The 26,106-nt window shown below is 66.9% G+C and carries 21 protein-coding genes; 12 read left to right on the forward strand and 9 right to left on the reverse strand.

Annotation, left to right across the window (positions count from 1 at the left end):
- Positions 1-2 precede the first annotated feature (2 nt).
- From ACFOWB_RS19260 to ACFOWB_RS19295, 8 genes are all read left to right on the forward strand, one after another.
- Positions 3-608 carry a K(+)-transporting ATPase subunit C gene (locus ACFOWB_RS19260; protein ID WP_261402034.1) on the forward strand — a complete coding sequence of 202 codons (606 nt, stop codon included), beginning with the start codon at positions 3-5 and terminating at the stop codon, positions 606-608.
- A 175-nt stretch (positions 609-783) separates the two neighbouring features.
- Entirely contained in the window at positions 784-3,486 is a 2,703-nt protein-coding gene (locus ACFOWB_RS19265) for a DUF4118 domain-containing protein (protein WP_378148861.1), read from the forward strand.
- A complete protein-coding gene (locus ACFOWB_RS19270; protein WP_378148862.1) occupies positions 3,483-4,181 on the forward strand; it encodes a response regulator transcription factor in 699 nt (232 codons plus the stop codon). The genes ACFOWB_RS19265 and ACFOWB_RS19270 overlap by 4 nt, the downstream gene beginning before the upstream one ends.
- A 157-nt stretch (positions 4,182-4,338) precedes the next feature.
- Positions 4,339-5,961, forward strand: a complete 1,623-nt coding sequence (locus ACFOWB_RS19275; protein WP_261402033.1) for an ABC transporter substrate-binding protein — start codon at positions 4,339-4,341, stop codon at positions 5,959-5,961.
- Between the two features lie 151 nt (positions 5,962-6,112).
- Positions 6,113-7,126, forward strand: a complete 1,014-nt coding sequence (locus tag ACFOWB_RS19280) for an ABC transporter permease (protein WP_261402032.1) — start codon at positions 6,113-6,115, stop codon at positions 7,124-7,126.
- Positions 7,123-8,040: an ABC transporter permease gene (locus ACFOWB_RS19285; RefSeq protein WP_261402031.1), complete on the forward strand. Its 918-nt coding sequence runs from the start codon at positions 7,123-7,125 to the stop codon at positions 8,038-8,040. The genes ACFOWB_RS19280 and ACFOWB_RS19285 overlap by 4 nt, the downstream gene beginning before the upstream one ends.
- Positions 8,041-8,218: 178 nt before the next feature.
- Positions 8,219-9,904: a dipeptide ABC transporter ATP-binding protein gene (locus ACFOWB_RS19290; protein WP_261402030.1), complete on the forward strand. Its 1,686-nt coding sequence runs from the start codon at positions 8,219-8,221 to the stop codon at positions 9,902-9,904.
- A 97-nt stretch (positions 9,905-10,001) separates the two neighbouring features.
- Positions 10,002-10,535, forward strand: a complete 534-nt coding sequence (locus ACFOWB_RS19295) for a DUF2478 domain-containing protein (protein ID WP_261402029.1) — start codon at positions 10,002-10,004, stop codon at positions 10,533-10,535.
- Positions 10,536-10,614: 79 nt separating this feature from the next.
- Here the strand turns inward: ACFOWB_RS19295 and ACFOWB_RS19300 are convergent, their stop codons facing one another.
- From ACFOWB_RS19300 to urtA, 9 genes are all read right to left on the reverse strand, one after another.
- A complete protein-coding gene (locus ACFOWB_RS19300; protein ID WP_261402028.1) occupies positions 10,615-11,421 on the reverse strand; it encodes a TorF family putative porin in 807 nt (268 codons plus the stop codon).
- 201 nt (positions 11,422-11,622) lie between these two features.
- On the reverse strand, positions 11,623-11,940 hold the full coding sequence (locus ACFOWB_RS19305; protein WP_261402027.1) for an FmdB family zinc ribbon protein: 318 nt from the start codon (positions 11,938-11,940) through the stop codon (positions 11,623-11,625).
- Positions 11,941-12,083: 143 nt separating this feature from the next.
- Positions 12,084-13,313, reverse strand: a complete 1,230-nt coding sequence (gene fmdA, locus ACFOWB_RS19310; RefSeq protein WP_261402026.1) for a formamidase — start codon at positions 13,311-13,313, stop codon at positions 12,084-12,086.
- A gap of 25 nt (positions 13,314-13,338) precedes the next feature.
- Positions 13,339-14,394: an alpha/beta fold hydrolase gene (locus ACFOWB_RS19315; protein WP_261402025.1), complete on the reverse strand. Its 1,056-nt coding sequence runs from the start codon at positions 14,392-14,394 to the stop codon at positions 13,339-13,341.
- Between the two features lie 45 nt (positions 14,395-14,439).
- Positions 14,440-15,129 carry an urea ABC transporter ATP-binding subunit UrtE gene (gene urtE / locus ACFOWB_RS19320; protein WP_378148863.1) on the reverse strand — a complete coding sequence of 230 codons (690 nt, stop codon included), beginning with the start codon at positions 15,127-15,129 and terminating at the stop codon, positions 14,440-14,442.
- A gap of 10 nt (positions 15,130-15,139) precedes the next feature.
- Positions 15,140-15,898 carry an urea ABC transporter ATP-binding protein UrtD gene (gene urtD / locus ACFOWB_RS19325; protein WP_378148864.1) on the reverse strand — a complete coding sequence of 253 codons (759 nt, stop codon included), beginning with the start codon at positions 15,896-15,898 and terminating at the stop codon, positions 15,140-15,142.
- Positions 15,899-15,909: 11 nt separating this feature from the next.
- On the reverse strand, positions 15,910-17,037 hold the full coding sequence (gene urtC, locus ACFOWB_RS19330) for an urea ABC transporter permease subunit UrtC (protein WP_378148903.1): 1,128 nt from the start codon (positions 17,035-17,037) through the stop codon (positions 15,910-15,912).
- Positions 17,038-17,070: 33 nt separating this feature from the next.
- Entirely contained in the window at positions 17,071-17,997 is a 927-nt protein-coding gene (urtB, locus tag ACFOWB_RS19335; RefSeq protein WP_261402023.1) for an urea ABC transporter permease subunit UrtB, read from the reverse strand.
- A 161-nt stretch (positions 17,998-18,158) separates the two neighbouring features.
- A complete protein-coding gene (gene urtA / locus ACFOWB_RS19340) occupies positions 18,159-19,418 on the reverse strand; it encodes an urea ABC transporter substrate-binding protein (protein WP_261402022.1) in 1,260 nt (419 codons plus the stop codon).
- A gap of 279 nt (positions 19,419-19,697) precedes the next feature.
- On the opposite strand from urtA, the gene ACFOWB_RS19345 reads away from it, so the two are divergent.
- The 4 genes from ACFOWB_RS19345 (at position 19,698) to ACFOWB_RS19360 (ending at position 26,095) form a co-directional block, all read left to right on the forward strand.
- Positions 19,698-23,078 carry a hybrid sensor histidine kinase/response regulator gene (locus tag ACFOWB_RS19345; RefSeq protein ID WP_378148865.1) on the forward strand — a complete coding sequence of 1,127 codons (3,381 nt, stop codon included), beginning with the start codon at positions 19,698-19,700 and terminating at the stop codon, positions 23,076-23,078.
- The gene (locus ACFOWB_RS19350) at positions 23,071-23,979 is read left to right on the forward strand and encodes a response regulator transcription factor (RefSeq protein ID WP_378148866.1); all 909 of its coding nucleotides are present in this window, start codon (positions 23,071-23,073) and stop codon (positions 23,977-23,979) included. The genes ACFOWB_RS19345 and ACFOWB_RS19350 overlap by 8 nt, the downstream gene beginning before the upstream one ends.
- A 30-nt stretch (positions 23,980-24,009) precedes the next feature.
- Positions 24,010-24,852 (forward strand): MOSC domain-containing protein, encoded by an 843-nt coding sequence (locus ACFOWB_RS19355; protein WP_378148867.1) that lies wholly within the window; start codon positions 24,010-24,012, stop codon positions 24,850-24,852.
- 76 nt (positions 24,853-24,928) lie between these two features.
- On the forward strand, positions 24,929-26,095 hold the full coding sequence (locus ACFOWB_RS19360; protein WP_261402019.1) for a transporter substrate-binding domain-containing protein: 1,167 nt from the start codon (positions 24,929-24,931) through the stop codon (positions 26,093-26,095).
- Positions 26,096-26,106 lie beyond the last annotated feature (11 nt).

Here is a 26,106-nt window from a genome sequence, read left to right on the forward strand (position 1 = left end):
CCATGCTGAACCATCTTCGCCCCGCGCTCGTCCTGCTCGGCGCCTTCACCCTCCTCACCGGCGTCGCCTATCCGTTCGCAATGACCGGGATCGCGCAGGTCGCGTTCCCGAGGCAGGCGCTGGGAAGCCTCGTCGAACAGGACGGCAAGGTGATCGGGTCCTCGATCATGGGCCAGAGCTTCACCACCGACCGCTACTTCCAGAGCCGGCCCTCCGCGACCGTCGGCCCGGACCCGGCCGATCCGTCGAAGTCGATCTCGGTCCCGTACAACGCGGCGAATTCCGGCGGCTCGAACTACGGGCCGACCTCGAAGGCGCTGATCGAGCGCGTGTCGGCGGACGTCGAGGCCCGCAAGGCTCAGAACCCGTCGAGCCCCGTGCCGATGGACCTCGTGACCGCCTCGGCGTCCGGACTCGACCCGCATCTCTCCCCCGAGGCGGCGCTGTTCCAGGTCGAGCGCGTCGCCAAGGCCCGCGGCGTGCCCGCCGATCAGGTGAAGGCGCTCGTGGAGCGGAGCGTCGAGCCGCGGACGTTCGGACTGCTGGGCGAGCCGCGGGTGAATGTGCTCGCGCTCAACCTCGCGCTGGACAAGGTCGGCTCGCAGTGACGATCTGAGAGCGGCGAATTGCGTGCTTCGAGGCGCCCGCCGATGGCGGGCTCCTCAGCATGAGGGGTGTTGAAAATGCCGGACGCGCAGAAGAGGCCTAAGCCGAGACGTTCTTCATGCTAAGGAGCCGTCCACAGGACGGCGTCTCGAAGCACGCAGACGACCCGAGCAAGGCATGACGTCAGAACACGGAGAGGACCGGCGGCCGTCTCCGGACGCCCTTCTTGAGACGGCCCGTCGCGAGACGCCGGGCCGCCTCAAGATTTTCCTCGGCGCCGCGCCCGGCGTCGGCAAAACCTTCGAGATGCTTTCCGAGGCCCGCGCCGCCGAGGCGGCCGGACGCGACGTCGTGGTCGGCGTGGTCGAGACCCACGGGCGCGCCGAAACAGAGACGCTGCTCAAGGGCCTCGAGATCCTGCCCCGCCGACCTTCAGCCAAGGGCGGGCGCGCATTCGACGAGATGGACCTCGACGCCCTCATCGCGCGCCGGCCGGAGCTCGCGCTCGTCGACGAACTCGCGCACACCAACGCGGAAGGCTCGCGCCACGCCAAGCGCTGGTCGGACGTCGAGGAGCTCCTGAACGAAGGGATCGACGTCTGGACCACGCTCAACATCCAGCATGTCGAGAGCCTCAACGACATCGTGGCGCAGATCACCCGGATTCGGGTGCGCGAGACGGTGCCGGATTCGATCCTCGACCGCGCCGACGACATCGAGCTGATCGACATCACGCCCGGCGACCTCATCGCGCGGCTGAACGACGGCAAGATCTACCTTCCCAAAACCGCGGAACGGGCGACCGCGCATTACTTCAGCCAGGGCAATCTCACCGCTCTTCGGGAGCTTGCGCTGCGCAGGACGGCGCAGCGTGTCGACGCCCAGCTCGTCACCCACATGCGGGCGAACGCGATCGCGGGGCCCTGGGCGGCAGGGGAGCGCGTGATGGTCTGCGTCGAGGACAGCGCCCAGGCCGCCAACCTCGTGCGCGCCGCCAAGCGCATGGCCGATCGCCTGGCCGCGCCGTGGCTCGCCGTCCATGTCGAGGCGCCCGGTGGGGGCCGCGTCTCCGAGGAGAGCAAGGACGGCGTCGCCCAGGCGCTGAGGCTCGCCGAGCGGCTGGGGGGCGAGGCCGTCATCCTGCCTGCGCTTCGGCGCGAGATCGTCGACGACATTCTGAGCCTCGCGCGCGAGCGCAACGTCACGCAGATCATCGTCGGAAAGTTGCCGCGGCCTCGCTGGACGCGGCTGCTGCAGGGCTCGACCGCCGCCGAGCTCATCGAGCGCTCGGAGGGCGTCAGCATCCACGTCGTCGCCGCGGGCGCGATGCCGAAAACCGATTCAAAGGGCTTGAGAACGACGCGCTCGGAACCGGTCTCCGCCGCCTCGCTCGGCGCAGCGCTGCTCGCCACGGCGGTCGCGCTCGGGCTCGGGCTCGCGCTCGAGCCCTGGGTCGGGGTCGAGACGGTCGACCTGCTGTTCCTGACCGCGATCGTCGTGGTCGCCGTGCGGTTCGGCGTCTGGCCCTCGCTTGCGGCGGTGGTCGCTGGTTCTCTCGCCTACAACTTCTTCTTCCTGCCGCCGACCTACACCCTCACGGTCGCCAACCCGACCAACGTGTCGGCGCTCGTTCTGTTCACGCTGGTGGCGCTCGTTGTCTCGAACCTCGCCGCCCTCGTGAACCGGCAGGCCTCGGCCGCGCGCCGCCGCGCGCGCTCGACCGAGGCCCTCTACAGCTTCAGCCGCAAGCTTGCGGGCGTCACCACGCTCGACGACGCGCTGTGGGCGACCGCCTACCAGATCGCCTCGATGCTCAATCTGCGCGTCGTGCTGCTGCTGCCGGACGCATCCGGCGAAAGGCTGGAGATCGGCGCGAGCTATCCGCCCGAGGACATACTGGACGCCGCCGACCTCGCCGCCGCCAAATGGACCTTTGAGAACAACACGCCGGCGGGCCGCGGCGCCGACACGCTGCCGGGGGCAAAGCGCCTGTTCCTGCCGCTCAGGACCGCACGCGGAGCCGTCGGCGTGGCGGGGCTCGACGGCGACGCGCCGGGCGCGCTGCTAAACCCCGATCAGAAGCGCCTGATGGACGCTCTCGCCGACCAGGCCGCGATCGCGATCGAGCGCGTGACCCTCGTGGCCGACATCGCGGTCGCCGAGCGCGCCGCCGAGACCGACCGGCTTCGCCAGGCGCTGCTGACCTCGATCTCGCATGATCTCAGGACGCCGCTCGCCGCCATCATGGGCGCGAGCTCGACGCTGAAAGACTTCCGGTCGCTGCTGGACGAGGCGGCGACCGACGACCTTCTGGAGACGATCCGTCAGGAATCCGACCGGCTGAACCGCTTCATCGCGAACCTGCTCGACATGACGCGGCTCGAATCCGGCGCGCTCGAGCCGAACATCGGGCCGCACGACGTGAGCGACCTCGTCGGCGCCGCTTTGAAGCGCGCTGGCAAGCTTCTGAGCGAGCGGAGCGTCATGGTCGACATCCAACCGGATCTGCCGATGGCGAAGGTCGACGCCGTGCTGTTCGACCATGCGCTGTTCAACCTGCTCGACAACGCCGCGAAATACGCCGACGGCGCAGCCGTCGCGATCCGGGCGACGCGCGGGCGTGGCGACAGGGTGGTGGTCGAGGTGCTGGACGAAGGTCCGGGCATTCCTCAGGACGACCTCGAACGCGTGTTCGACAAGTTCTACCGGGTGACCAAGGGCGACCGGGTGCGCGCGGGCACCGGGCTCGGCCTTGCGATCTGCCGCGGCTTCGTCGAGGCCATGGGCGGGACCATCACGGCGGGGAACCGCCAGGACCGGCGCGGCGCGGCCTTCACCATCTCGCTGCCGGGCGCGGCCCCGGTCGGAGCTCTGCAATGACCTCGGCCCCGATCCGGATCCTCGTCGTCGACGACGAGCCGCCCATCCGCAAGCTCCTGCGGACCGGTCTCGGCGCGCAGGGCTTCGACGTCGAGGAGGCGCCGAACGGCGCGGAGGCGCGGCGAAGGATGGCGCGCAAGCCGTCGCCCGACCTCGTCATCCTCGACCTTGGCCTGCCCGACGTCTCCGGCCAGGATCTCCTGAGGGACTGGCGCGCGGCCGGCGACCTGACCCCCGTGGTCATCCTGTCGAGCCGCACCGACGAGACTGGCATCGTGGAGGCGCTCGAGCTCGGCGCCGACGACTATGTGACGAAGCCGTTCGGCGCGGCCGAACTCATGGCGCGCATCCGGGTGGCGCTCCGGCATCGGCTGCAGATCCAGGGAGAGCGCGCGGTGTTCACGCTGGGCGAGCTCTCGGTCGATCTCGTCCGCCGGATCGTGAAGCTCGGCGACCGCGAGGTGAAGCTCACGCCGCGCGAATACGAGATCCTGCGCGTGTTCGTGCAGAACGCGGGGCGGGCGCTGACGCACGACCACCTGATCCGGCAGGTCTGGGGCGTGTCGGTCGAGGTGCAGAACCTGCGCGTCCATGTCGCCCAGCTCCGCCAGAAGATCGAGGCCGATCCCGAGCGACCGCATTACATTCTGACAGAAACGGGCGTGGGATACCGCCTGCGCGCGCCGGACCAGTGACGTAGGCGCTGCGGCCGTCTGCGGCTGCACAGTAAGACAGCGAACCGGCGCCGCTTATTGAACAGGCATGACCGTCATTTGTGCATGCAGAAAATGACAATTGCATGCAATATCTGGGCGCAGGTCATGCTTGTTCTTGAAGGGGAGCGCCCGGTCGATGAACAGACGCGATTTCCTCAGCGCCGCCTCGACCCTGACCGCCGGCGGCCTTCTCGCGACGGCCGCGCCGCGCCTCGCTCATGCGCTGTCGCGCGACGAAACGCTCGCGCTGATCTCGGAAAATGGGCCGAACAATCTCGACATCCACGGCGTCGGAACGAACCGCGCCGGATATGAGGCGGCCTGGAACTGCTACGACCGGCTCGTCACCTACGGGATCAAGACGCTGCCCGACGGTTCGCGCGGCTATGACAAGGACGTCATCGCGCCGGAGCTCGCCGAGCGCTGGGAGGCCGACGCCAAGGGCGTCACCTTCTTCCTGCGCAAGGACGCGACATTCCATGACGGGACGCCCGTCACCGCCGCAGACGTCAAATGGTCGTTCGACCGAGCGGTCAGCGTCGGCGGTTTCCCGACCGTCCAGATGGCGGCCGGAAGCCTGCTGAAGCCCGAGCAGTTCTCCGTGGTTGACGACCACACGTTCCGCGTCGCCTTCGCGCGGCCCGACGCCCTGACCATCCCGGATCTCGCGGTGATCGTGCCGGCGGTGTTCAACTCGGCGCTGGTGAAGAAGCACGCGACCGAGAAGGACCCCTGGGGCCTCGCCTACACCAAGAACAACCCGGCGGGCGGTGGCGCCTATCGGGTCGCGCGATGGACGCCGGGAACCGAGGTCGTCTACGAGCGCTTCGACGCGTGGAAGTCCGGGCCGTTGCCGCAGCTCAAGCGCGTGATCTGGCGCACGATCCCGTCTTCCGGCAATCGGCGCGCGCTGGTGGAGCGCAGCGACTGCGACGTCTCTTTCGACCTGCCCGCCAAGGACTTCGCCGAGATGAAGCGCGAGGGGCTGGTGAAGGTCGCCTCGAACCCGATCTCGAACGGCATGTGGTCGCTCGAGATGAACGTGACCAAGCCGCCCTTCGACAATCTGAAGGTCCGGCAGGCCATCGCCTGGGTGGTCCCGTATCAGAAGATCATGGACGTGGTGATGTATGGCGAGGCCAACCCGATGTTCGGGGCGGCGTCCAACACGCCCGACGACCTCGTCTGGCCGCGCCCGACCGCCTACCGGACCGACGTCGAGAAGGCCAAGGGTCTGCTCGCCGAGGCCGGATTCGCGGACGGGTTTTCGACCGCGCTTTCCTTCGACGTCAGCCAGGGCGCGATCGGCGAGCCGATCGCCGTGCTGATGCAGGAGAGCCTCGGCCAGATCGGGATCAAAGCCTCGATCGAGAAGATCCCGGGCGCGAACTGGCGCGGCCAGATGGCCAAGAAGTCGATGCCCTTCATGATCAACTTCTTCTCGGGCTGGCTCGATTATCCCGAATACTTCTTCTTCTGGGCCTATCACGGCCAGAACGCCGTCTTCAACACGATGGCGTACAAGAACCCTGCGCTCGACAAGGAGGTCGACGCCGCCCGCGCGGCGGCGGCCTCGGGCGACGCGGCCACCTATGAGGCGGCGATCAAGACAATGATCGCGATCGCCTATGAGGAGGTTCCGCGGATCCCGCTGTTCCAGCCCTATCTCAACGTCGCGATGCAGAAATCGGTCGGCGGCTACGCCTACTGGTTCCATCGCCAGCTCGACTACCGGACGATGGGCAAGGTCGTGACCTGACCCCTCGCGCCTGAGGCGCCGGCGGGTTCGACGCGCGGCGCCCGAAATGCATCCGCACAGACGATGAGCCACGGGCCGTCTCGCCCGAACGCATCCGCATGCCCGCGCGGATCATGAAGATCCGCAGCGCTTGAAGCCGAGGGAGCCGCCCATGCTGCGCGCGACGCTCAAACGACTGGTGACGATCGTTCCGACGCTGATCGGCGTCGTGGTCGTGACCTTCCTGCTGACCCGCGTGCTGCCGGGCGACCCGGCGGCGTACTTCGCCGGCCCCACCGCCGACGCCGCCTCGATCGAGCAGATCCGGAAATCGCTCGGGCTCGACCAGTCGCTGCCGCAGCAGTTCCTGCGCTATCTCGGCGACCTCGCCCGCGGCGACCTTGGAAACGCGCTTTCGACCGGCCAGCCGGTGCTGAAGGAGATCGCCTCGCGCCTGCCGGCCTCCGCCGAATTGACGCTGTCGGCGCTCGCGCTCTCGATTCTGATCGCGGTTCCGCTCGGCATCCTGGCGGCCGTGAAGGAGGGGTCGTGGATCGACCACCTCTGCCGCGTGGTGACGACCGCGGGCGTCTCGCTGCCGGTGTTCTTCACCGGCGTGCTGTTCGTCTGCATCTTCTACTACAGGCTCGGCTGGGCCCCGGCCCCGGTCGGCCGGCTCGACCTCTATTCGGTCGCCCCGCCCCACGTCACAGGCTTTTTCCTGATCGACAGTCTGCTGGCGGGCGACTTCGACACGTTCCGCGCCACCGTCGCGCAGCTGATCCTGCCGGCCTCCACCATGGCGCTGTTCGCGCTCGCGCCGATCGCCCGCATGACGCGCGCCTCGATGTTGTCGGTGCTGTCGTCGGAATTCATCCGCACCGCGCGGGCGAGCGGGCTCAACTCCCGCACCGTCATTCTGCGCTACGCCTTCCGCAACGCGATGTTGCCGGTGGTCACCACCCTCGGCATGGTCTTTTCCTTCTTGCTCGGCGCCAACGTGCTGGTCGAGAAGGTGTTCGCCTGGCCCGGCATCGGCTCCTTCGCGGTCGAGGCCCTGATCCAGTCCGACTATGCGCCGGTGCAGGGCTTCGTGCTCGCCATGGCGCTGCTCTACGTCGCCCTCAACCTGATGATCGACCTCGCCTACGGCGTCATCGACCCACGCGTGAGGCTTGAAGCATGAGCGCCATCGACGCATCCGCGACGCCGTCTCCCGCGGTCTCCGAAGCGCCGGCCCGGCCGGCGACTGGGCTTTCAGCCACGCTCGGCCACGCCCGCTACGTCGTGACCGAAAACCCGGTCACGGGCTTCGCCTTCGCGCTGTTCGCCGTGATCCTGCTCGCGGCGATCCTCGGTCCGGCGCTCGCGCCCTATGACCCGCTCGCCTCCGACACGGCCGCGGCGCTGCAGCCGCCCTCGGCCGCGCACTGGTTCGGCACCGACCAGGTCGGCCGCGACATCTTCAGCCGCGTGCTGGTAGCGACTAGGCTCGATCTCGTCATCGCGGTCTCCTCGGTCGCGCTGGTCTTCGCGCTCGGCGGCTTCGCGGGGATCTGCGCGGGCTTCTACGGCGGCTGGACCGACCGGCTGATCAGCCGCGTGAGCGACACCATCATGGCGTTCCCGCTGTTCGTGCTGGCCATGGGCATCGTGGCGGCGCTCGGCAACACGGTGACCAACATCGTCATCGCGACCGCGATCGTGAACTTCCCGCTCTACCAGCGGATCGCCCGCGCCGAGGCGAACGTGCGCCGCGACGCAGGCTTCGTGCAGGCGGCGCGCCTCACCGGCAATTCCGAGATGCGCATCCTGCTCTGCCAAATCCTGCCCAACATCATGCCCATCATGGCGGTGCAGATGTCGCTCACCATGGGCTACGCGATCCTCAACGCCGCGGGCCTCTCCTTCATCGGGCTCGGGGTGAAGCCGCCGACGCCCGAATGGGGAATCATGGTGGCGGAGGGCGCCGGCTACATCATCTCGGGCGAGTGGTGGATCGCGCTGTTTCCGGGCCTTGCTCTGATGATCTCGGTGTTCTGCTTCAACCTGCTCGGCGACGGCCTGCGCGACATCATCGACCCCCAGCGGAGGACATGATGGGAGGGTCGCGCGAGATGTCCTGCGTGCTTCGAGACGCGTCCCTTCGGGCCGTTCCTCAGCATGAGGATCGTGGAGGTTGGGGAGCCAAACACCCTCCTCATGCTGAGGAGGCGCGGAGCGCCGTCTCGAAGCACGCAGTCCGTTTGTCCCAGCCACTTTCCGGAGGGCGCACACGATGACTGCTCTGCTCGATGTAAAGGCTCTCACGGTCGAGTTCGCGACCCGTCGGGGAACGGTTCAGGCGGTGAAGACCGTCGACCTCGAGGTCGCCAAAGGCGAGACCGTCGGCATCGTGGGCGAGTCCGGTTCGGGCAAGTCCGTGACCTCCTATGCGGTCATGCGCATCCTCGACCGCGCGGGGCGCATCGCGGGCGGGTCGGTGGCCTTTTCCGGCCTCGACCTCAAAGGCGCGACCGAAGCCCAGATGACCGACATCCGCGGCCGGGAGATCTCGATGATCTTCCAGAACCCGCGGATGGCCTTGAACCCGATCCGCAAGGTCGGCCGACAGATCGAGGACGTGCTGCGCCGCCATGCGCAGGCGGGCTCCATGGACGCCCGCGCCAAGGCGATCGAGATGCTGGAACAGGTTAAGATCGCGCGGCCGGAGGAGCGCTACCACGCCTATCCGTTCGAGCTCTCGGGCGGCATGTGCCAGCGCATCGTGATCGCGCTCGCGCTCGCCTGCCGGCCGCAGCTGCTGATCGCCGACGAGCCGACGACCGGCCTCGACGTCACCACTCAGAAGGCGGTGATGGACCTCGTCACCGAGCTCACCCGCGCCCGCGGAATGTCCACGATCCTGATTACCCACGACCTCGGCCTGGCGGCCGCCTATTGCGACAAGGTCGTGGTGATGAAGAAGGGCGAGGTGGTGGAGACCGCCGCCGCGCGCGACGTCTTCGCCGCGCCCAAGCACGACTACACCCAGAAGCTCATGTGCGCGACGCCGCGCCCAGGCTCGACGCTGCGCGGCCTGCTGCCGGCCGAAGTCGCCGCCGCGCCGAACCCGCCCGCCGCTGTTTCGGGCGAGGTGCTGCTCAAGGTCCAGAACCTCGTGAAGGAGTATCCGCGGCAGGGCGTGACGAAGTCCGGGGCGCAGATGTTTGGCCGGGGAGCCGCGCAAGAACCCGAAAAGCCGTTCCGGGCGGTCGACGGGATCTCTTTCGAGATCCGGCGCGGGGAGAGTCTCGGGCTCGTCGGCGAAAGCGGCTGCGGCAAGTCAACCACCTCGATGATGGTGATGCGGCTGCTCGACCCGACGTCGGGAAACATCACGCTCGGCGGCGACGACATCGGCGCGATCCAGGCGAAGAGCTTCGCCTCCTCGCCCCATCGCAGGCGCATCCAGATGGTGTTCCAGGATCCGACCGACAGCCTCAACCCGCGCTTCACCGCGTCCCGCGCCATCGCCGATCCGCTGATGCGGATGGGGGCGCTCAAGGGCGCAGGCGCCGTCCGCGCGCGCTGCGAGCAGCTGGCGAACCTGGTCGGGTTGCCGCTCGACCTGCTGGACCGCTTCCCGCACCAGATGTCCGGCGGCCAGAAGGCCCGCGTCGGCATCGCCCGCGCCATCGCGCTCGACCCGGAGCTCGTCATCCTCGACGAGCCGACGGCCGCGCTCGACGTCTCGGTGCAGGCGGTGGTGCTCAACCTGCTCGACGACCTCAAGGCCAAGCTCGGCATGAGCTACCTGTTCGTCAGCCACGACCTCCACGTCGTGCGCCTGCTCTGCGACCGGGTGATCGTCATGCGGCAGGGCGCGATCGTCGAGCAGGGCTCGTCGCAAGACGTGCTCGAGGCCCCGAAGGCCGACTACACCCGCGAGCTGATCTCCGCGATCCCCCACCCGCCCGGCTGAGGGCGCGGGCGGCTTATCTCGACCGCCGATGCGATCTATGGTTCCTCATCGTCGTTCGACCGGCGCGCCGGTCCGACACAACGCGGCAACCAGGATCTTGGCCGTTCGCATCGTCGCGCTGCAGGGAGCGGCCGGCTTCGTCGTTCAGGTGAGGCTGGCGGAGTTCGCGCGCGCCCGCGCGGTCGAAGGGATCCGGGTCGCGGGCTGCGTCGAGGAGTTCAGCGGGGCGCCGGGCCAGGGCTGCTCCGGCCGCGCGCTGCGGGACCTGACGAGCGGCCGGCGGCGGATCATCGGACAGGATCTCGGATCGGGGTCGCTCGCCTGCCAGCTCGACGCCGTGGGCGTGTCGGACTCCTGCCAGGACGCGCTCGACGCCATCGAGCGTGGCTGCGACGTGGCTGTGCTCGCCAAGTTCGGAAAGCTCGAATCTGAGCGCGGCGGCCTCGTGGACGCCTTCGCCGCAGCGGCTGCGCGCGACGTCCCGATCGTCACCGCGGTCGCTCCCCAGTTCGCAGAAGCTTGGGCGCGCTATTCAGGAGGTCTCGCCGCTTACGTCGATCCGAGCCGCGAGGCGCTCGAGACGTGGTGGCTCACCGTCTGCGCGCCGCCGGCCAGGGCGGCGGCCGTCTGAGCGACGTCCGTGAGGCCTGAGACTTCGCTTGCCGACGAAAAGCGGCCGCCGCGCCAGAGCGGGCGCGGCGGCCTAGGCGTCACTTCAACTTGCTGAGCGCGGTGTCGAACGAGAGGCTGACCACGTAGCGGTCGCCGCACGAGTTGAACTGGCCGATGCTGACGAAGCACTCACGACGCGACAGGTCGCTGTCGTGATAGCGGAAATCGAGCGTCATCGCCTTATAGGTCACGCCCACACCGGCGTCCCAGTAGAGGTAGTCCGGCGAGAAGTTCTTGCTGGTCCACTGCTTCGAGAACGAGCCCGAGATGTAGCTGCCGACGCCCGGCATCGGCTCGAAGGGAAGCTTGTACTTGGCGAAGGCGGTGGCGTGGACGATCTCGGCGCCGAGATTGATGAAGTCGCCGCCGTAATAGACGTTGCCGCCGATCTCGAAGTCCTCGGTCACGGCGAACTTCGCGATGCCGTAGACCTTGCCGTAGTCGAGCTGGCGCACGCCCTTCACGCCGCCGTTGAAGTCAACCCAGACGTAGCCGGCGTCGAGCGAGAGCTGGCCGAAGCTGTAGCGGACGCCGCCATAGTAATCGATTTCAGTCGCGGGATCGGACGCGCCGCCGAAGTTGACGTTCGAGGCCCAGATGCCCGCGTAAAGCAGGCCATAGGCCTGAAGCTCGGCGTAGCCCTGCACGGCGGGCTCGCCCTTGGTCTGCGAGATGCCGCGCAGCACCCACTCGCTGGTGCCCTTCACGCCGAACGCGATGTCGAACGGCGTGGTGGTGGCGTCGATGATTTCCGGCATGTCGGCGGCCGAGGCGGCGGTCGGCGCGAAGGAGCCGATGGCGGCCGCGACGACGGCGGCGCCTGCGGCCTTGAAAAGAGCGTTCATGATGGCGTTCCCCGATGAGATAAGGCGATTGAAACTGGCCAGACTCATCGTGAATTTACAAGAGATCTCAGATTGTTACCGCAACGCAAAATAGAACTATGGACTTTTTGCAACAGCTTTTTGAATGGGCGCAAAAGATGGTCGCCGAGCCCATTTTTCGGGCGGCCTGCAGACTCGAAATGAGGCGGATGAGCCCGGTTTTTAGTGGCTGATCATCCAGGGGCGCGCCTTGGGGAAACTCTTCGCTGCCGAAGAGGGCTGCTTCAGCCCACGGCTTGAGCAGCACCCGCAACCAGGCGCATGCGACTTCGAGCTTTTCGGCTCGTTCGACGACCGTTCATTGGTCGCGGCGGCGATCCGGCGGGCCGAATTCATGGTGGCGAGCGCGGGCGCGACCAGCATCACGCGCGGCGCTTGCGCTCCGCAGTCCGGGCATCCGCAGGGCTGGTCGAAGGCCGACATCGGCCGCAGCGCCGTGAAGGTTCCACAGTCGTCGCAGGCGTAATCGTAGACGGGCATGCTCAAACCCTCGCTGGCGCCAGGCCGTCATCCTGGACGGCGGCGGGGCCGACGATCCGGGATCATTCTCAGTCGAACGCGCCCTCTTCGGAGGACGATCCCGGCTCTTGGCTGACGCCAAGGCCGGGATGACGCTTCTCGTGTCAGAGATCGTACGCGATCGGCATGTCGATCGAGCCGTCCAGAAACTTGGTCGGACCGGCCGCGTTCGGATTGATGTCGAAGTCGAAGATCTTGGTCGGAAGCCACAGCGTCGCGCAGGCGTTCGGGATGTCGACGACGCCCGAGATGTGGCCCTGCACCGGCGCGGTGCCGAGGATCGAATAGGCCTGCGCGCCCGAATAGCCGAACTTCTTCAGGTATTCGATCGCGTTGAGGCAGGCCTGACGATAGGCGACATGGACGTCGAGGTAGTGCTGCTCGCCGGCCTCGTCGACCGAGATGCCCTCGAAGATCAGGTAGTCGTCATACTTCGGGGTGATGACCGACGGCTTGAAGATCGGGTTCTTGATCCCGTATTTCGACATGCCGTCCTTGATGACGTCGACCTTGAGATGCAGCCAGCCGGCCATCTCGATCGCGCCGCAGAAGGTGATCTCGCCGTCGCCTTGGCTGAAGTGCAGGTCGCCCATCGAGAGACCCCCGCCGTCGACATAGACGGGGAAGTAGATCTTGGAGCCGCGCGACAGATCCTTGATGTCGCAGTTGCCGCCGTGCTCGCGCGGCGGGACGGTGCGGGCGGCCTCGGACGCGGCCTTGTCGCGGCCCTCGCCCTTGAGCCGGCCCATATGGGCAGTCGGCGCGAACGGCACGGTGCCCACCGGCGGCACGCGGTCGGCGTGCTTCTCGACGAAGGGGATCTCGCGGTCGTTCCAGGTCTTGAGCAGCTTGGGATCGGGCAGGCAGCCGATCAGGCCCGGATGGATGAGGCCCGGGAAGCGCACGCCCGGGATGTGGCGGGATTTGGTGAACATGCCCTCGAAGTCCCAGATCGACTTCTGGGCGTGGGGGAAGTGCTCTGTGAGGAAGCCGCCGCCGTTGTTCTTCGAGAAGAAGCCGTTGAAGCCCCAGTTGCTCTCGGCCTTGGCGCCGATGTCGAGGATGTCGACCACCAGCAGGTCGCCGGGCTCCGCGCCCTCGACGCCGATCGGGCCCGACAGGAAGTGCACGATGGTGAGGTCGATGTCGCGGACGTCGGACGGATCGTCGTTGTTCTTGATGAACCCGCCGGTCCAGTCATAGGTCTCGATGATGAAGTCGTCGCCGGGCTTGGTCCAGGCCACGATCGGAATGTCGGGGTGCCAGCGGTTGTGCACCATGTCGTTGTCGTAGGCCGACTGCGACAGGTCGACCTTGATCAGCGTCTCAGTCACGTTTTTCGTCCTCCCGTTTGAGAAATCAGCTGGCGAGCAGGTCCTTGATCGCCGCGTCCACGAAGGCGATGTCGGGGCTGGTGCCGCGCGGATCGCCTGCGAAATGGCCCCAGTCGCTGACGCAGACGCGCAGCTCCGCATTGGGCATGTGCGCGACCTCGATCTCGCTGTCTTCCGGCGGGAAATAGAGGTCGGTGGAGCCGGGCATGACGATCGCCTTGGCCTTGATGCCGGCGAGCGCCTTCTTGAAGTCGCCGCCGTATTTCGGGTCGCCCGAGATGTCGGCGTTCTGCCAGGTCCAGATCAGCGACAGGAGGTCGTTGGCGTCCTTCGGCAGGAAGAAGCCTTCCCAGAAATAGACGAGGAAATCCTCGAGCGAGGAGTAGTTCCACGGCACGTCCGGCGCGCGGCCGCCGAACGGGCGCTCCGGGATCTGGAGGTCTAGGAACTTGCGGTAGAAGGTCTGCGAGAAGCCCCAGCCGGCGTAGACGCGGGCCGCGGCGCGAAGACCCTTGCGGGGCGGCTCGTCGTAAAAGCCTTCCTTGAAAGCCGCGTCCGCGGTCAGCGCCGCCTTGACCCCTTCGAGGAAGACGAAATTGTGCCGCGAGCATTTGGCCGCGCCCATGAAGGGCAGGATGCGCTCGACCATGTCGGGGAAGCTTGCGCCCCACTGGAACGACTGCGCGGCGCCCATCGACCAGCCGCAGACGAGCTTGATTTTCTCGATCCCGAACTTCTCGGTCACCAGCCGGTGCTGCAGCACGACCTGGTCGTAGACGGTGATCCGCGGGAAGCGCGCGCGGTCGTAGGGCTCGGGCGTGTTGCTCGGCGAGGACGAGACGCTGTTGCCGAGCATGTTGGGGATGATGATGAAGTACTTCGTGGGGTCGAGCCCCATGCCCTCGCCGATCATCCACTCGTTGTCGGCGTGGTTCGCCGAATACCAGGTGGGATAGACGATGACGTTGTCTTTGGCGGCGTTCAGCGTCCCGTAGGTCTTGTAGGCGAGCTTGGCTGCGCGAAGCGTCGCGTCGCCGGACAGGACGATGTCGCCGAGTTCGAAGGTTTCGTAGTCGGTCATTCTTAGCCCTCCGTTTGACGGACAGGTGCTCAGACGGACAGAGACTTAGACGGACAAGTACCTAGAGACCTTTGCTTCATCGACGGCCGCCCGCGGCTCGTCATGGACGATCTCGCCGTTCTCGACGACGAGGATGCGGTCGGCGACGTCGAGCGCGAAGCTGAGCACCTGTTCGGACACGATAATGGAAAGTCCGCGCTCGTCACGGATGCGGCGCAGCGTGCGCGCCATCTCGCGGATGATCGAGGGCTGGATGCCTTCGGTCGGCTCGTCGAGCAGCAGCACCTTGGGCTTGGTCGCGAGCGCCCGGGCGATCGCGAGCTGCTGCTGCTGGCCGCCCGAGAGGTTGCCGGCGCGCCGGCCCTTCATCTCGAGCAGGACGGGGAAGAGCTCGTAGATGTCGGAGGGCACGGTGCGGTCGCCCGAGGCCGAAAGTCCGGTCTCGATGTTCTCCTTCACCGTCATGGTGGAGAACACCATGCGGCCCTGCGGCACGTAGGCGACGCCCTTCTTGACGCGCTGGTGGCTCTTCAGCGCGCTGATCTCCTCTCCGCCGAGACGGATCGCGCCTGCGGTGGTGGGCAGGATGCCCATCATGGTCTTCATGAGCGTGGTCTTGCCCATGCCGTTGCGGCCCATGATGGCCACGATCTCGTTGGTCGCGACGCCGAAGCTCATCCCGTGAAGGACTTCGCTCTGGCCGTAGGCGACGTGCAGGTTTTCGACGTCCAGCATCGTCCGCTCCTCAGTGCCCGAGATAGACTTCGATGACCTTCGGGTCGGACTGCACCTTCTCCATCGAGCCCTCCGAGAGGATCTTGCCCTGATGGAGAACCGTCACCTTGTGGGCGATGTCCTCGACGAACTTCATGTCGTGCTCGATGACGAGCACCGAGCGGTTCTTGATGATGGTGTTGAGCAGTTCCGCCGTCTTGATGCGCTCGGAGACGCTCATGCCGGCGACCGGCTCGTCGAGCATCAGGAGCTCGGGGTCCTGGATCAGCAGCATGCCGATCTCGAGCCACTGCTTCTGGCCGTGGGAGAGGAAGGCGGCGTTGTCGTGCAGCCGGTCCTTGAGGAAGATGAGCTCGGCCACCTCCTCGACCCGGTCACGCACCGCCTGGTCGCGCTTGAAGGTGAGCGCCCCCCAGACAGAGCGGCCCTTCGGGTAGGAGATCTCGAGGTTCTCGAAGATCGTCAGGTCGTCATAGATTGAGGGCGTCTGGAACTTGCGGCCGACGCCCGCGAGCACGATCTGGCTCTCGCTCATCTTGGTGAGCTCCTTCTCGCGGAAGCGGATGGAGCCGGCGGTCGACTTGGTCTTGCCGCAGATGAGGTCGAGCACCGTGGTCTTGCCGGCCCCGTTCGGGCCGATGATCACGCGAATCTCGTTCTCGTCGACGTAGAACGAAAGGTCGTTGACCGCCTTGAAGCCGTCGAACGAGACGGTGAGGCCTTCGACCGAGAGCAGGAATTCTTTTGCGGGCGTGCCGATCGGGGTCATGGGTCAGCTCCTCACTCGGCGGCCGCGGCCGCGGCCTTGGCGACGTCATGACCGGGATCGGTCGGGTCCTTCGACCGCAGCTTGAACACCCGGTCGATCGAGGGCTGGACGTAGTCGCGCCAGATGCCCGCGAGGCCGTTCGGGAAGAACAGGACGACCGCGATGAACAGGCCGCCGAGGCCAAGCAGCCAGAGCTCAGGGAAGCTCTCCGACAAGCTGGTCTTGGCGTAGTTGACCAGAAGCGTCCCGTAGATCGCGCCGAAGATGGAGAGCCGACCGCCGACCGCGCAAAAGATCACCATCTCGATCGAGGGCACGATGCCGACGAGCGACGGCGACATGAAGCCGACCTGCAAGGTGAACATCGCGCCGCCGATCGCCGCGAAGGCGGCGCCGAGGCAGAACACGAAGATCTGGAAGTTCGCGACCGAATAGCCGGAGAAGCGGACACGGTCCTCCTTTTCGCGCATCGCGACCAGGATGCGGCCGAGCTTGGAATCCCGCACGAACATCGCGCAGCAAACGACGCCGATCAGCAGCACGGCGTTGACGAAGTAGAGGACGAACTTCGCGCTGTCGGTGCGGATGTCCCAGCCCATCAGCGTGCGCAGGTCGGTGATGCCGTTGACGCCGCCGGTGTAGCCCTGCTGGCCGATGATCAGAATCGTGGCGATGGCCGCGAGCGCCTGGGTGATGATCGCGAAATAGACGCCAGAGACGCGGCGCTTAAACATCGCCGAGCCAATCAGCAGCGCGAAGGCGACCGGCACGAGGACGATCAGGAAGAGCGTCGGGATGAAGTAGTGGAACGGCTCCCAGAACCAGGGCAGCGAGGTGAGCTGGTTCCAGTCCATGAAGTCCGGGATGCCGGGCGTCGACTGGATCTTGGTGTTCTCGACCGACGACGCCTCGAGCTTGAGGTACATCGCCATGCCGTAGCCGCCGAGGCCGAAGAACAGGCCCTGGCCGAGCGAGAGAATGCCGCCATAGCCCCAGCACATCACGAGGCCGACGGCGACGAAGGCGTAGGTGAGATACTTGCCGACGAGATTGAGGCGGAAGCCGTCAAGCGCCAGCGGGAAGACGACCAGCAGCAGGGCCGCGACGACGGCGAGCGCCAGAAGATCCTTGCGGTCCATGTAGGAGGGAGCGGTTTTCATCTGCGCGGCTCCTCAGCGACGGACCTTGAGGGTGAACAGGCCCTGCGGCCGCAGCATCAGGATGCCGACGACGGTGAGCAGGGTGATGACCTTGGCCATCGAGCCGGAGAGGAAGAACTCCAGCGTCGACTGGGTCTGCGAGATCGAGAAGGCCGAGGCGATGGTGCCGAAGAGGCTCGCGGCGCCGCCGAAGACGACGATCAGGAAGGTGTCGACGATGTAGAGCTGGCCGGCGGTCGGGCCGGTGGAGCCGATCATCGTGAAGGCCGAGCCCGCGACGCCGGCGATGCCGCAGCCGAGGCCGAAGGTGAGGCGATCGACCTTTTCGGTGTCGATGCCGACCGCGCCCGCCATCTGGCGGTTGAGCACCACGGCCCGGATCTGCTGGCCGAAGCGCGAGCGGAAGATCATGAAGAACACCGCGACGGTGATCAGCAGCGTCAGACCCATCACGAACAGGCCGTTGATCTGGACCTCGACCACGTCGGTGACGGGCAGGGAGCCCATCATCCAGTCGGGCAGCGTGACGCCCACTTCGCGCGGGCCGAAGACCGAGCGGTAGACCTGCTGAAGAATGAGGCTGAGGCCCCAGGTCGCGAGCAGCGTGTCGAGCGGGCGCTTGTAGAGGCGCTTGATCAGCGCCCATTCGACCAGCATCCCCAAGGCTCCTGACGCGCAGAACGCCAAGGCCATCGCCACGAAGAAGTAGATGGGAAACAGCGAGGGCAGGTGCTCGGTGAAGAACACCGACGTCAGCCAGGTGACGTAGGCGCCGAGGATCATGAACTCGCCATGGGCCATGTTGATCACGCCCATCTGGCCGAAGATGATCGCGAGGCCGAGCGCCATCAGCAGATAGACGGAGAAAAGGATCAATCCCGCGAAGCCCTGCATCGCGAAGATCGATCCGAGATCGCCGAGCGAATATTCTCCGAACATGTGCGTGTCCCCGCGAAAACGCCGTCGTCCCGGACGGCCAAGGCCGATTCAGGATCGTCTTGCAAACGAGGCGCCGATCGCTGCGCCATGCCCGGAAGACGATCCCGGCAGAAAGCTCGCGGGGCCGGAACGCTTCTCGGCGTCCGGCCCCGGCGGTCACATCACTGGTAGCCCTTGGGGAAGGGGTTCGGCTCGATGAGGTCCGGGCTCTCGTAGACCACCTTGAACTGGCCGTCCTTCTGGGCGAGGCCCACGCGGGTCTTCGACCAGAGGTGATGGTTCGCGTGAATCTTGACGTAGCCTTCCGGCGCCTTGGTGAACTCGATGCCGTCGGAGGCGGCGGCGATCTTGTCGACGTCGAAGGAGCCCGCCTTCTCGACGGTCATTTTCCAGAGCCAGGGGCCGAGATAGGCGGCCTGGGTCACGTCGCCGATGACGGTCTTCTCGCCCCACATCTTCTTGAACGCCGCGACGAATTCCTTGTTGTTCGGATTGTCGAGCGACTGGAAGTACTTCATGCAGGAGTAGGCGCCCGCGATGTTCTCGCCGCCGATGCCGTCGATCTCGTCCTCGGTGACCGAGATCGTCATCAGGATCTGCTTGTCGAGATTGATGCCGGCGGCCTTGAGCTGCTTGTAGAACGCCACGTTCGAGCCGCCGACCACGTCCGTGAAGATCACGTCGGGCTTGGTCAGCTTCAGCTTGTTGATCACGGAGTTGAACTGGGTGTGGCCGAGCGGGAAGTACTCCTCGCCGACGACCTTCGTTCCCTTCATGAAGTTTTCGATGTGCTTGCGCGCGATCTTGTTCGACGTGCGCGGCCAGATGTAGTCCGAACCGATGAAGTAGAAGGTCTTGGCGCCCTTCTCCTTCACGACCCAGTTCAGCGACTCGAGGATCTGCTGGGTGGCTTCCTGGCCGGTGTAGATGACGTTCTTCGACTGCTCGAGGCCTTCGTAGAAGGTCGGGTAGTAGAGCATGCCGTTGTACTGCTCGATGACCGGCAGCACCGCCTTGCGCGAGGCCGAGGTCCAGCAGCCCATGATGGCCGCGACCTTGTCCTGCACGAGCAGCTTCTTGGCCTTCTCGGCGAAGGTCGGCCAGTCGGACGCGCCGTCTTCCTGGATGAACTTGATCTTGCGGCCGAGCACGCCGCCCATGGCGTTGATCTGCTCGATCGCGAGCTTCTCGGCCTGGATCGAGCCCGTCTCCGAGATCGCCATCGTGCCGGTCGCCGAATGCAGGATGCCGACCGTCACCTCGGTGTCGGTGACCGCGAGCCCGGTCGTGTTCACCGCCGAGGTGGCGGGCGCCTGGGCGAAGGCGGTCTTCGGCAGCAGGCCGGCCAGCGGCGCGGCCGCCATGCCCATGAGAATCTGTCGGCGCAGCCGCGAATGGCCAGCCTCGTCATGTTCCGCCATCAAACCCTCCGTCGGCCAGTCCCCGCGACTGGCTATCGATCGTCAGGCTCGCGCGATTTTTGCGTCGCAGCATATACGTTGGTTGACGTATATGGACCGCCGGACGCCCTGCTTAGGGTCGCGTCTCGCGCGCGAAACCATTGGCGCGAATGGGAGATCGCGGCTCAACCTCCGGCGCGGCAAGAGTCTTGCTCCACAAAGGCGAGATTGTCTGGGAGGCGGTTTTTTGCACTGCGTTAAGGCAGGGCGTGGCGATTTTGCGTTCAGGAGCGGCAGATCTTGACTGATCGGCTCCGCATCGTCCCCGTTCGCCGTCGCTACAATCAGTTCGTCGCGAACGAGACGCTCGAGGACTATGCGCTGCGCTTCACCGCCAAGAAGGCGCGGCGCTGGTCGGCGGTCCGGGTCGGCAACACGGCGCTCGGCGCGGTGTCGTTTCTCGCGCTCGAGGCGATCGGCGGCGCAATCACGCTGAGCTACGGCTTCGAGAACGCGCTTGCGGCGATCGTCGTGGTCTCGGCGCTCATTTTCCTCACTGGCCTCCCGATCGCCTATTACGCGGCCCGCGACGGGCTCGACATCGACCTGCTGACCCGCGGCGCCGGCTTCGGCTATATCGGCTCGACCATCACGTCGCTGATCTACGCCTCCTTCACCTTCATCTTCTTCGCGATCGAGGCCGCCATCATGGCGCTCGCGCTCGAGCTCTGCTTCGGGCTGCCGCTCGCGATCGGCTACATCGTGTCGGCCGTGGTGGTGATCCCGATCGTCACCCATGGCATCGCCTGGATCAGCCGGTTCCAGGTCTGGACCCAGCCGCTCTGGATCATCCTGCACCTCACCCCGCTGATCTTCATCGCCGCCAAGGGCGATGCGAGCTTCGCGCAATGGATCGGCTACGAAGGAGCGAACCCGCATGGCGGAACGCTGAACCTGCTCGGCGCGGGCGCCGCGGGCGCGGTCGTGTTCGCGCTCGTCGCGCAGATCGGCGAGCAGGTCGACATCCTGCGCTTCATGCCCGAGCGCAAGGTGAGCGGCCGCGCCGCCTGGTGGTCGGCGCTGCTCGCGGCGGGGCCAGGCTGGATCATCCCCGGCGCGGTCAAGATGCTGATCGGATCGTTCCTCGCCATCCTCGCGCTCCGCCACGGCGTGCCCGCAAGCCACGCCGGCGAGCCGACCCAGATGTACCTCATCGCCTTCGGCTACGTGACCTCGTGGCCGGCGGTCGCGCTCGGGTTGACGGCAGCTTTCGTGGTGGTGTCACAGCTCAAGATCAACGTCACCAACGCCTATGCGGGCTCGATCGCCTGGTCGAACTTCTTCTCGCGGCTCACCCACGCCCATCCCGGCCGGATCGTGTGGCTGTTCTTCAACGTCGGCATCGCCGTCCTTCTCATGGAGGCCGGCATCTACAAGACGCTTGAGCACACGCTCGGGCTCTATTCGATCGTGGCGGTCGCCTGGCTCGGCGCGCTGGTGGCGGACCTCACCATCAACAAGCCGCTGGGCTTGAGCCCCAAGCGCATCGAGTTCAAGCGCGCCCATCTCTACGACATCAACCCCGTGGGCGTCGGGGCCATGGTGGTGGCGACCGCGGTCGCCATGGTCTCCTACGCCGGCGCCTTCGGCCCCTACCCTCAGGCGCTCGCGCCCTTCGTGGCGCTGCTCGTCGCCATGGTCGCGGCGCCGCTGATCGCGATCGCGACCGGGGGGAAATATTATCTCGCGCGCAAGCCCCGCGCCGAATGGCGACTGCGCCCGTCTCTCACCTGCAAGGTCTGCGAGAACGCCTTCGAGCCCGAGGACATGGCGCACTGCCCGGTCTATTCGGGCGCGATCTGCTCGCTCTGCTGCTCGATCGACGCGCGCTGCCGCGACGGCTGCAAGCCGCATGCGCGCTACCAGGCCCAGGTCGTCGACGTCATCACAGCGCTGATGCCGCAACGCTGGATCGCGCGGCTGAACACCCGCACCGCGCATTTCTCGGGCGTGTTCGCGACCCTACTCGGGATCCTGAGCCTCGTCCTGCTGCTCGTGCACTTCATCGCGGCCAAGACGGCACCCGAGGAGGCCGCGGCCGTCGCAGGCACGCTCTGGGCGGTGTTCCTGATCCTCGCCATCATCGCGGGCGTCGCAGCCTGGTTGTTCGTTCTCGCGCATGAAAGCCGCGAGATCGCGCAGGAGGAATCCTCGCGCCAGACCTCCGCGCTGATGCGCGAGATCGAGGCGCACAAGAAGACCGACGCCGCGCTCCAGCGCGCCAAGGAAGTGGCCGAGGCCGCCAATCTCGCTAAAAGCCGCTATGTGGTCGGCATCAACCACGAGCTCCGCACGCCGCTCAACGCCGTGCTCGGCTACGCGCAACTGCTTGACGCGGAATCCGGCCTGTCTCCGAAAGCCCAGACGGGCGTGCGCGTCATCCGCCGCAGCGCCGAGCACCTTGCGGGCCTGCTCGACGGGCTGCTGGACATCGCGAAGGTGGAGGCGGGCCGGCTGAAGCTCTCGCGCGAGGACATCTGGACTCGCGAATTTCTCGCCCAGCTCGCCGACATGTTCCGTCTTCAGGCCACGGCCAAGGGCGTCGATTTCGCCTTCGAGGGCGACGGCGCGCTGCCGCCGGTGGTGCGCGGCGACGGCAAGCGGCTGCGGCAGGTGTTGATCAACCTGCTGTCGAACGCCGTGAAGTTCACCGACGCCGGCAAGGTGACGCTGCGCGTGACCTATCGCAGCCAGGTGGCGACTTTCGAGATTCTCGACACCGGTCACGGCGTCCGGCCGGAGGACCGCGACCGCATCTTCGAGCCCTTCGAACGCGGCGGCGCGGCGCTCGCCAACCTCCAGCCCGGCATGGGGCTCGGCCTCACCATCACCAAGCTGCTGGTCGAGGTGATGGGCGGCGAAATCTCGCTCGAAACGGAGGCCGGGCGCGGCAGCGCCTTCAAGGTCAAGCTGATGCTGCCGCACGCCGCGAACGCCCGCCCGCCGGTCGTCGCGACCGAGCGCGTCGTCGGCTATCTCGGGCGGCGGCGGCTCGTGCTCGTGGTCGACGACGACGGCGACCAGCGCAATCTCATGCGCGAGACGCTGGAGCCGATCGGCTTCACGATGCTCTCCGCGAACGACGGCGCGGCGGCGCTGCACATCACGTCGCACCGCATGCCGGACCTCGTGCTGCTCGACGTCTCGATGCCGGGAAAATCCGGCTGGGAGATCGCCCGCGAGCTTCGCGAGGCCGCGCCCGACATCCGCATCATCATGATGTCGGCGAACATTGGCGAATCATCGGGACAGGAGGGGCGCGCGCCGGACCACGACGCCGCGATGCCGAAGCCGATCGACCTGCAGGCGCTGCTCGGCCATGTGGAGCGCCTGCTGCGACTGACCTTCGTGACCGAGACCGAGGCCCCTTCCTTAGCCCCTCTCCCCGTCCTCGACGCGCCGCCGCCGCGGCCCTCCGCCCGCCATGTCGAGGAGCTGACCCGGCTCGGCGAAATGGGCTACATCGCGGGCATAGAGGCCAAGCTTATCGAGCTCGAAACCGCAGATCTCGGCGCCGGCCCCTTCGTCACCGCCGCGCGCGAAAAGATCCGCGCCTTCGATCTGCGCGGCTATATGAAGATGCTCGAGCCTGAGACGACGCGGGAGCGCGGCGATGTCTGAAGGCGGCGGCCGCAGCGTCGTCCTGGTGGTGGACGACAGCCCCGAAACGCTCGCGATGCTGACCGCGGCGCTCGAAAGCGCCGACATGCTCGTGCTCGTCGCGATCGACGGCGAAAGCGCGATCGCGGCCGTGCGCCACGCCGCGCCCGACCTCGTGCTGCTCGACGCGGTGATGCCCGGCCTCGACGGCTTCGAGACCTGCCGGCGCCTGAAACGCCTGCCCGAACTCGCCGACGTGCCGATCATCTTCATGACCGGACTCAAGGAGACCGACCGGATCGTCGAGGGGCTGGAGGCCGGCGGCGTCGACTATGTGACGAAACCGATCGTGCTCGACGAGCTCATCGCCCGCATCCGCGTCCACATCGGCAACGCGCGCAAGTCGCGCAGCGCCCGCGCGGCGCTCGACACCACGGGGCGCTACCTCTTCGCGGTGAACGGCGCCGGCCGCATCGTCTGGTCGACCCCGCAGGCCAACCGCCTGCTCGCGCTCGCCGAGGCGGCAGAGGACGGCGACCAAAAGCTCCCCGCCGCGCTCTCGCGCTGGCTCTCGGCCCGGCAGGACGGACGCTCGGACCTCGCCCCTCTGAAGCTCGAAGCCGTCGGCGGCGCGCTGTCGATCGCCTTCGTCGGCCGCGCGGACCGCGACGAGATCCTGCTGCGCGTCACTGAGGAGAGCGGCGCCGACCATGCCGCGGTCTTCCGCGAAAAGCTCGGGGTCACGGCGCGCGAATCCGAGGTGCTGCTCTGGATCGCGCGCGGAAAATCAAACCGCGACATCGCCGACATCCTCGGCATGAGCCCGCGGACCGTGAACAAGCATCTCGAGCAGATCTACGTGAAGCTCGGGGTCGAGAACCGCGCCGGCGCCACGGCGGTCGCGGTCAGGCATATGGGCTGACCGCCCCACATTTTCCTTCTGGAGCATCCAATGAGCGTCGGTTCCGTCTCCGCCCTGTGGCGATATCCGGTGAAGTCGGTCCTCGGCGAGCAGGTCCGGTCGGCCTCGTTGACCTCGGTCGGCATCGAGCTCGACCGGGCGTTCGCGATCATCGACGTCGAGAGCGGCAAGGTGGCGAGCGCCAAGCGGCCCCAGCTCTGGCGCAAGATGCTTGAGCTGTCGGTCGCCGAAGGCTCCGGGGACACGATCGCGATCCGGTTTCCGGACGGCGAGACCATCGGCGTCGCCGAGGCCGGGATCGACGAGAAGCTGAGCGCCTTCCTCGGCCGGGCGGTCAGAATGTCGACGCAGGCGGCGCCGACCGACTCGCTCGACCGCGCCATCCCCGAGGAGGTGCTGGAGCGCGGCGAAGGCGGCGAGGCCGGCTCGACGCATCTCGTTCTGGCGCAGGCCTCCCCCGACGGCGGCTTCTTCGATTACGCGCCCTACCACGTCATCCTGCGCTCGAGCCTCGACCATGTGCGCGACGCGATCGGCGACGACAGCATCCTGGTCGAGCGCTACCGGGCCAACATCGTCATCGACATTCCGGGCCTCGAACCTTTCGCCGAGAACGGCTGGGCTGGCATTGAGCTGAAGATCGGGCCAAACGCCGTGCTGTCCTTCATCGGGGCGACGCCGCGCTGCTCGGTGCCGATGCTGGCCCATGGCGAGCTGCCGCAGGCGCCGGGCGCGCTCACCAAGCTCGTCGAACTCAACCGGATCGAGCTGCCGGAGTTCGGCCCCGGCCTCTACCCCTGCCTCGGGGCCTTCGCGGTGCTGAAGACGCCGGGCGTCGCCTCGGTCGACGCGCGGGTCGAGCTCGTCTCCTGACGATTTGTCCTTGTTCGCAAGGGCGCGCGCGGTCCAATGATGCCGGGCGATTGAACGTTTTCGTGGAGTTTAAGACGTGTCGGGCGGGCCTTGGCGTATCGGCGTTCTGTTTTCGAAGACCGGGGTCACGGCCGACATCGAGACCGCGCAGCTCAACGCCACGCTGCTCGCGATCGAGGAGATCAACGCGGCCGGCGGCGTGCTCGGCCGCGCGGTCGAGCCACTCGTGCGCGACGGCGCCTCGGATCCGAAGCGCTTCCGGCAGGAGGCCGAGCGCCTCATCGGGCAGGACGGCGTGAAGCTGCTGCTCGGCTGCTACATGTCGAGCTGCCGCAAGGCCGTGCTGCCGGTCATCGACGGCCAGCGAGGCCTGTTGTTCTATCCGACCTTCTATGAAGGCTTCGAGTTTTCGCGTGAGGTGATCTACACCGGCGCAGTCGTGAACCAGAACGCGTTCCAGCTCGCCAAATACATGCTGGCGCGACACGGCCAGCGCGTGCTGATCGTCGGTTCGAACTACATCTATCCTTACGAAACCAACCGCGTGATGAGCGACTTCGTCGTCCAGTCGCGCGGCAAGGTGGTGGACGAGATCTATCTCCCGCTCGAGGCCGACGCCTCGAGCCCGGAGATCGGCCGGCTGATCAAGCGCATCCGGAAACACGAGCCGGACTTCATCTTCTCGACCATCGTCGGCCGCTCGACGGCGAGTTTTTACGAGGCCTATGCGGAGGCCGGCCTCTCTTCCCAGAACATGCCGATCGCGAGCCTCACCACATCCGAGGTCGACGTCGCCAACATGGGCGCCGGCGTCGCCGAGGGGCACATCTCGGCCGCGACCTTCTTCTCGACGCTCCAGACGCCTGCAGCCAGAAGGTTCACGGCCGCCTATCGCGCCAAGTACGGACAGGCGGCCCCGATCCCCTCGGCCGCGGAGGCCGCTTACCTCCAGACCCACATCGCGGCGGCGGCGCTGGCGCGCGCCGGCACGGACGATCCCCGCCGCGTGCTTGAGGAGATCAAGGAGGTCGAGTTCGACGCGCCGCAGGGACGCGTCCGGATCGATCCCGACAACCACCACGCCTATCTCTGGCCGCGGGTCGCGCGGGTCGACGCGAACGGCGAGTTCCAGATCGTCTGGAACCCGGGCGTGCGGGTGAAGCCCGACCCCTATTGCGTCGACCAGCGCATCGACGACTGGTCGGCCGATTTCGTCGAGGCCCCGGCCTCGGGCGGGCGCTGAAGGCGGCCCGG

The organism is Chenggangzhangella methanolivorans, assembly GCF_042648545.1.
Classification (GTDB): Bacteria; Pseudomonadota; Alphaproteobacteria; order Rhizobiales; family Methylopilaceae; genus Methylopila; species Methylopila methanolivorans.

What these genes read in the sequence shown, in the direction of transcription:
- ACFOWB_RS19260 (WP_261402034.1), top strand. Translation starts at nt 3, where the DNA reads ATGCTGAACCATCTTCGCCCCGCGCTCGTCCTGCTCGGCGCCTTCACC.
- ACFOWB_RS19265 (WP_378148861.1), top strand. Translation starts at nt 784, where the DNA reads ATGACGTCAGAACACGGAGAGGACCGGCGGCCGTCTCCGGACGCCCTT.
- ACFOWB_RS19270 (WP_378148862.1), top strand. Translation starts at nt 3,483, where the DNA reads ATGACCTCGGCCCCGATCCGGATCCTCGTCGTCGACGACGAGCCGCCC.
- ACFOWB_RS19275 (WP_261402033.1), top strand. Translation starts at nt 4,339, where the DNA reads ATGAACAGACGCGATTTCCTCAGCGCCGCCTCGACCCTGACCGCCGGC.
- ACFOWB_RS19280 (WP_261402032.1), top strand. Translation starts at nt 6,113, where the DNA reads ATGCTGCGCGCGACGCTCAAACGACTGGTGACGATCGTTCCGACGCTG.
- ACFOWB_RS19285 (WP_261402031.1), top strand. Translation starts at nt 7,123, where the DNA reads ATGAGCGCCATCGACGCATCCGCGACGCCGTCTCCCGCGGTCTCCGAA.
- ACFOWB_RS19290 (WP_261402030.1), top strand. Translation starts at nt 8,219, where the DNA reads ATGACTGCTCTGCTCGATGTAAAGGCTCTCACGGTCGAGTTCGCGACC.
- ACFOWB_RS19300 (WP_261402028.1), bottom strand. Translation starts at nt 11,421, where the DNA reads ATGAACGCTCTTTTCAAGGCCGCAGGCGCCGCCGTCGTCGCGGCCGCC.
- ACFOWB_RS19305 (WP_261402027.1), bottom strand. Translation starts at nt 11,940, where the DNA reads ATGCCCGTCTACGATTACGCCTGCGACGACTGTGGAACCTTCACGGCG.
- ACFOWB_RS19315 (WP_261402025.1), bottom strand. Translation starts at nt 14,394, where the DNA reads ATGACCGACTACGAAACCTTCGAACTCGGCGACATCGTCCTGTCCGGC.
- urtE (WP_378148863.1), bottom strand. Translation starts at nt 15,129, where the DNA reads ATGCTGGACGTCGAAAACCTGCACGTCGCCTACGGCCAGAGCGAAGTC.
- urtD (WP_378148864.1), bottom strand. Translation starts at nt 15,898, where the DNA reads ATGACCCCGATCGGCACGCCCGCAAAAGAATTCCTGCTCTCGGTCGAA.
- urtC (WP_378148903.1), bottom strand. Translation starts at nt 17,037, where the DNA reads ATGGACCGCAAGGATCTTCTGGCGCTCGCCGTCGTCGCGGCCCTGCTG.
- urtB (WP_261402023.1), bottom strand. Translation starts at nt 17,997, where the DNA reads ATGTTCGGAGAATATTCGCTCGGCGATCTCGGATCGATCTTCGCGATG.
- urtA (WP_261402022.1), bottom strand. Translation starts at nt 19,418, where the DNA reads ATGGCGGAACATGACGAGGCTGGCCATTCGCGGCTGCGCCGACAGATT.
- ACFOWB_RS19350 (WP_378148866.1), top strand. Translation starts at nt 23,071, where the DNA reads ATGTCTGAAGGCGGCGGCCGCAGCGTCGTCCTGGTGGTGGACGACAGC.
- ACFOWB_RS19355 (WP_378148867.1), top strand. Translation starts at nt 24,010, where the DNA reads ATGAGCGTCGGTTCCGTCTCCGCCCTGTGGCGATATCCGGTGAAGTCG.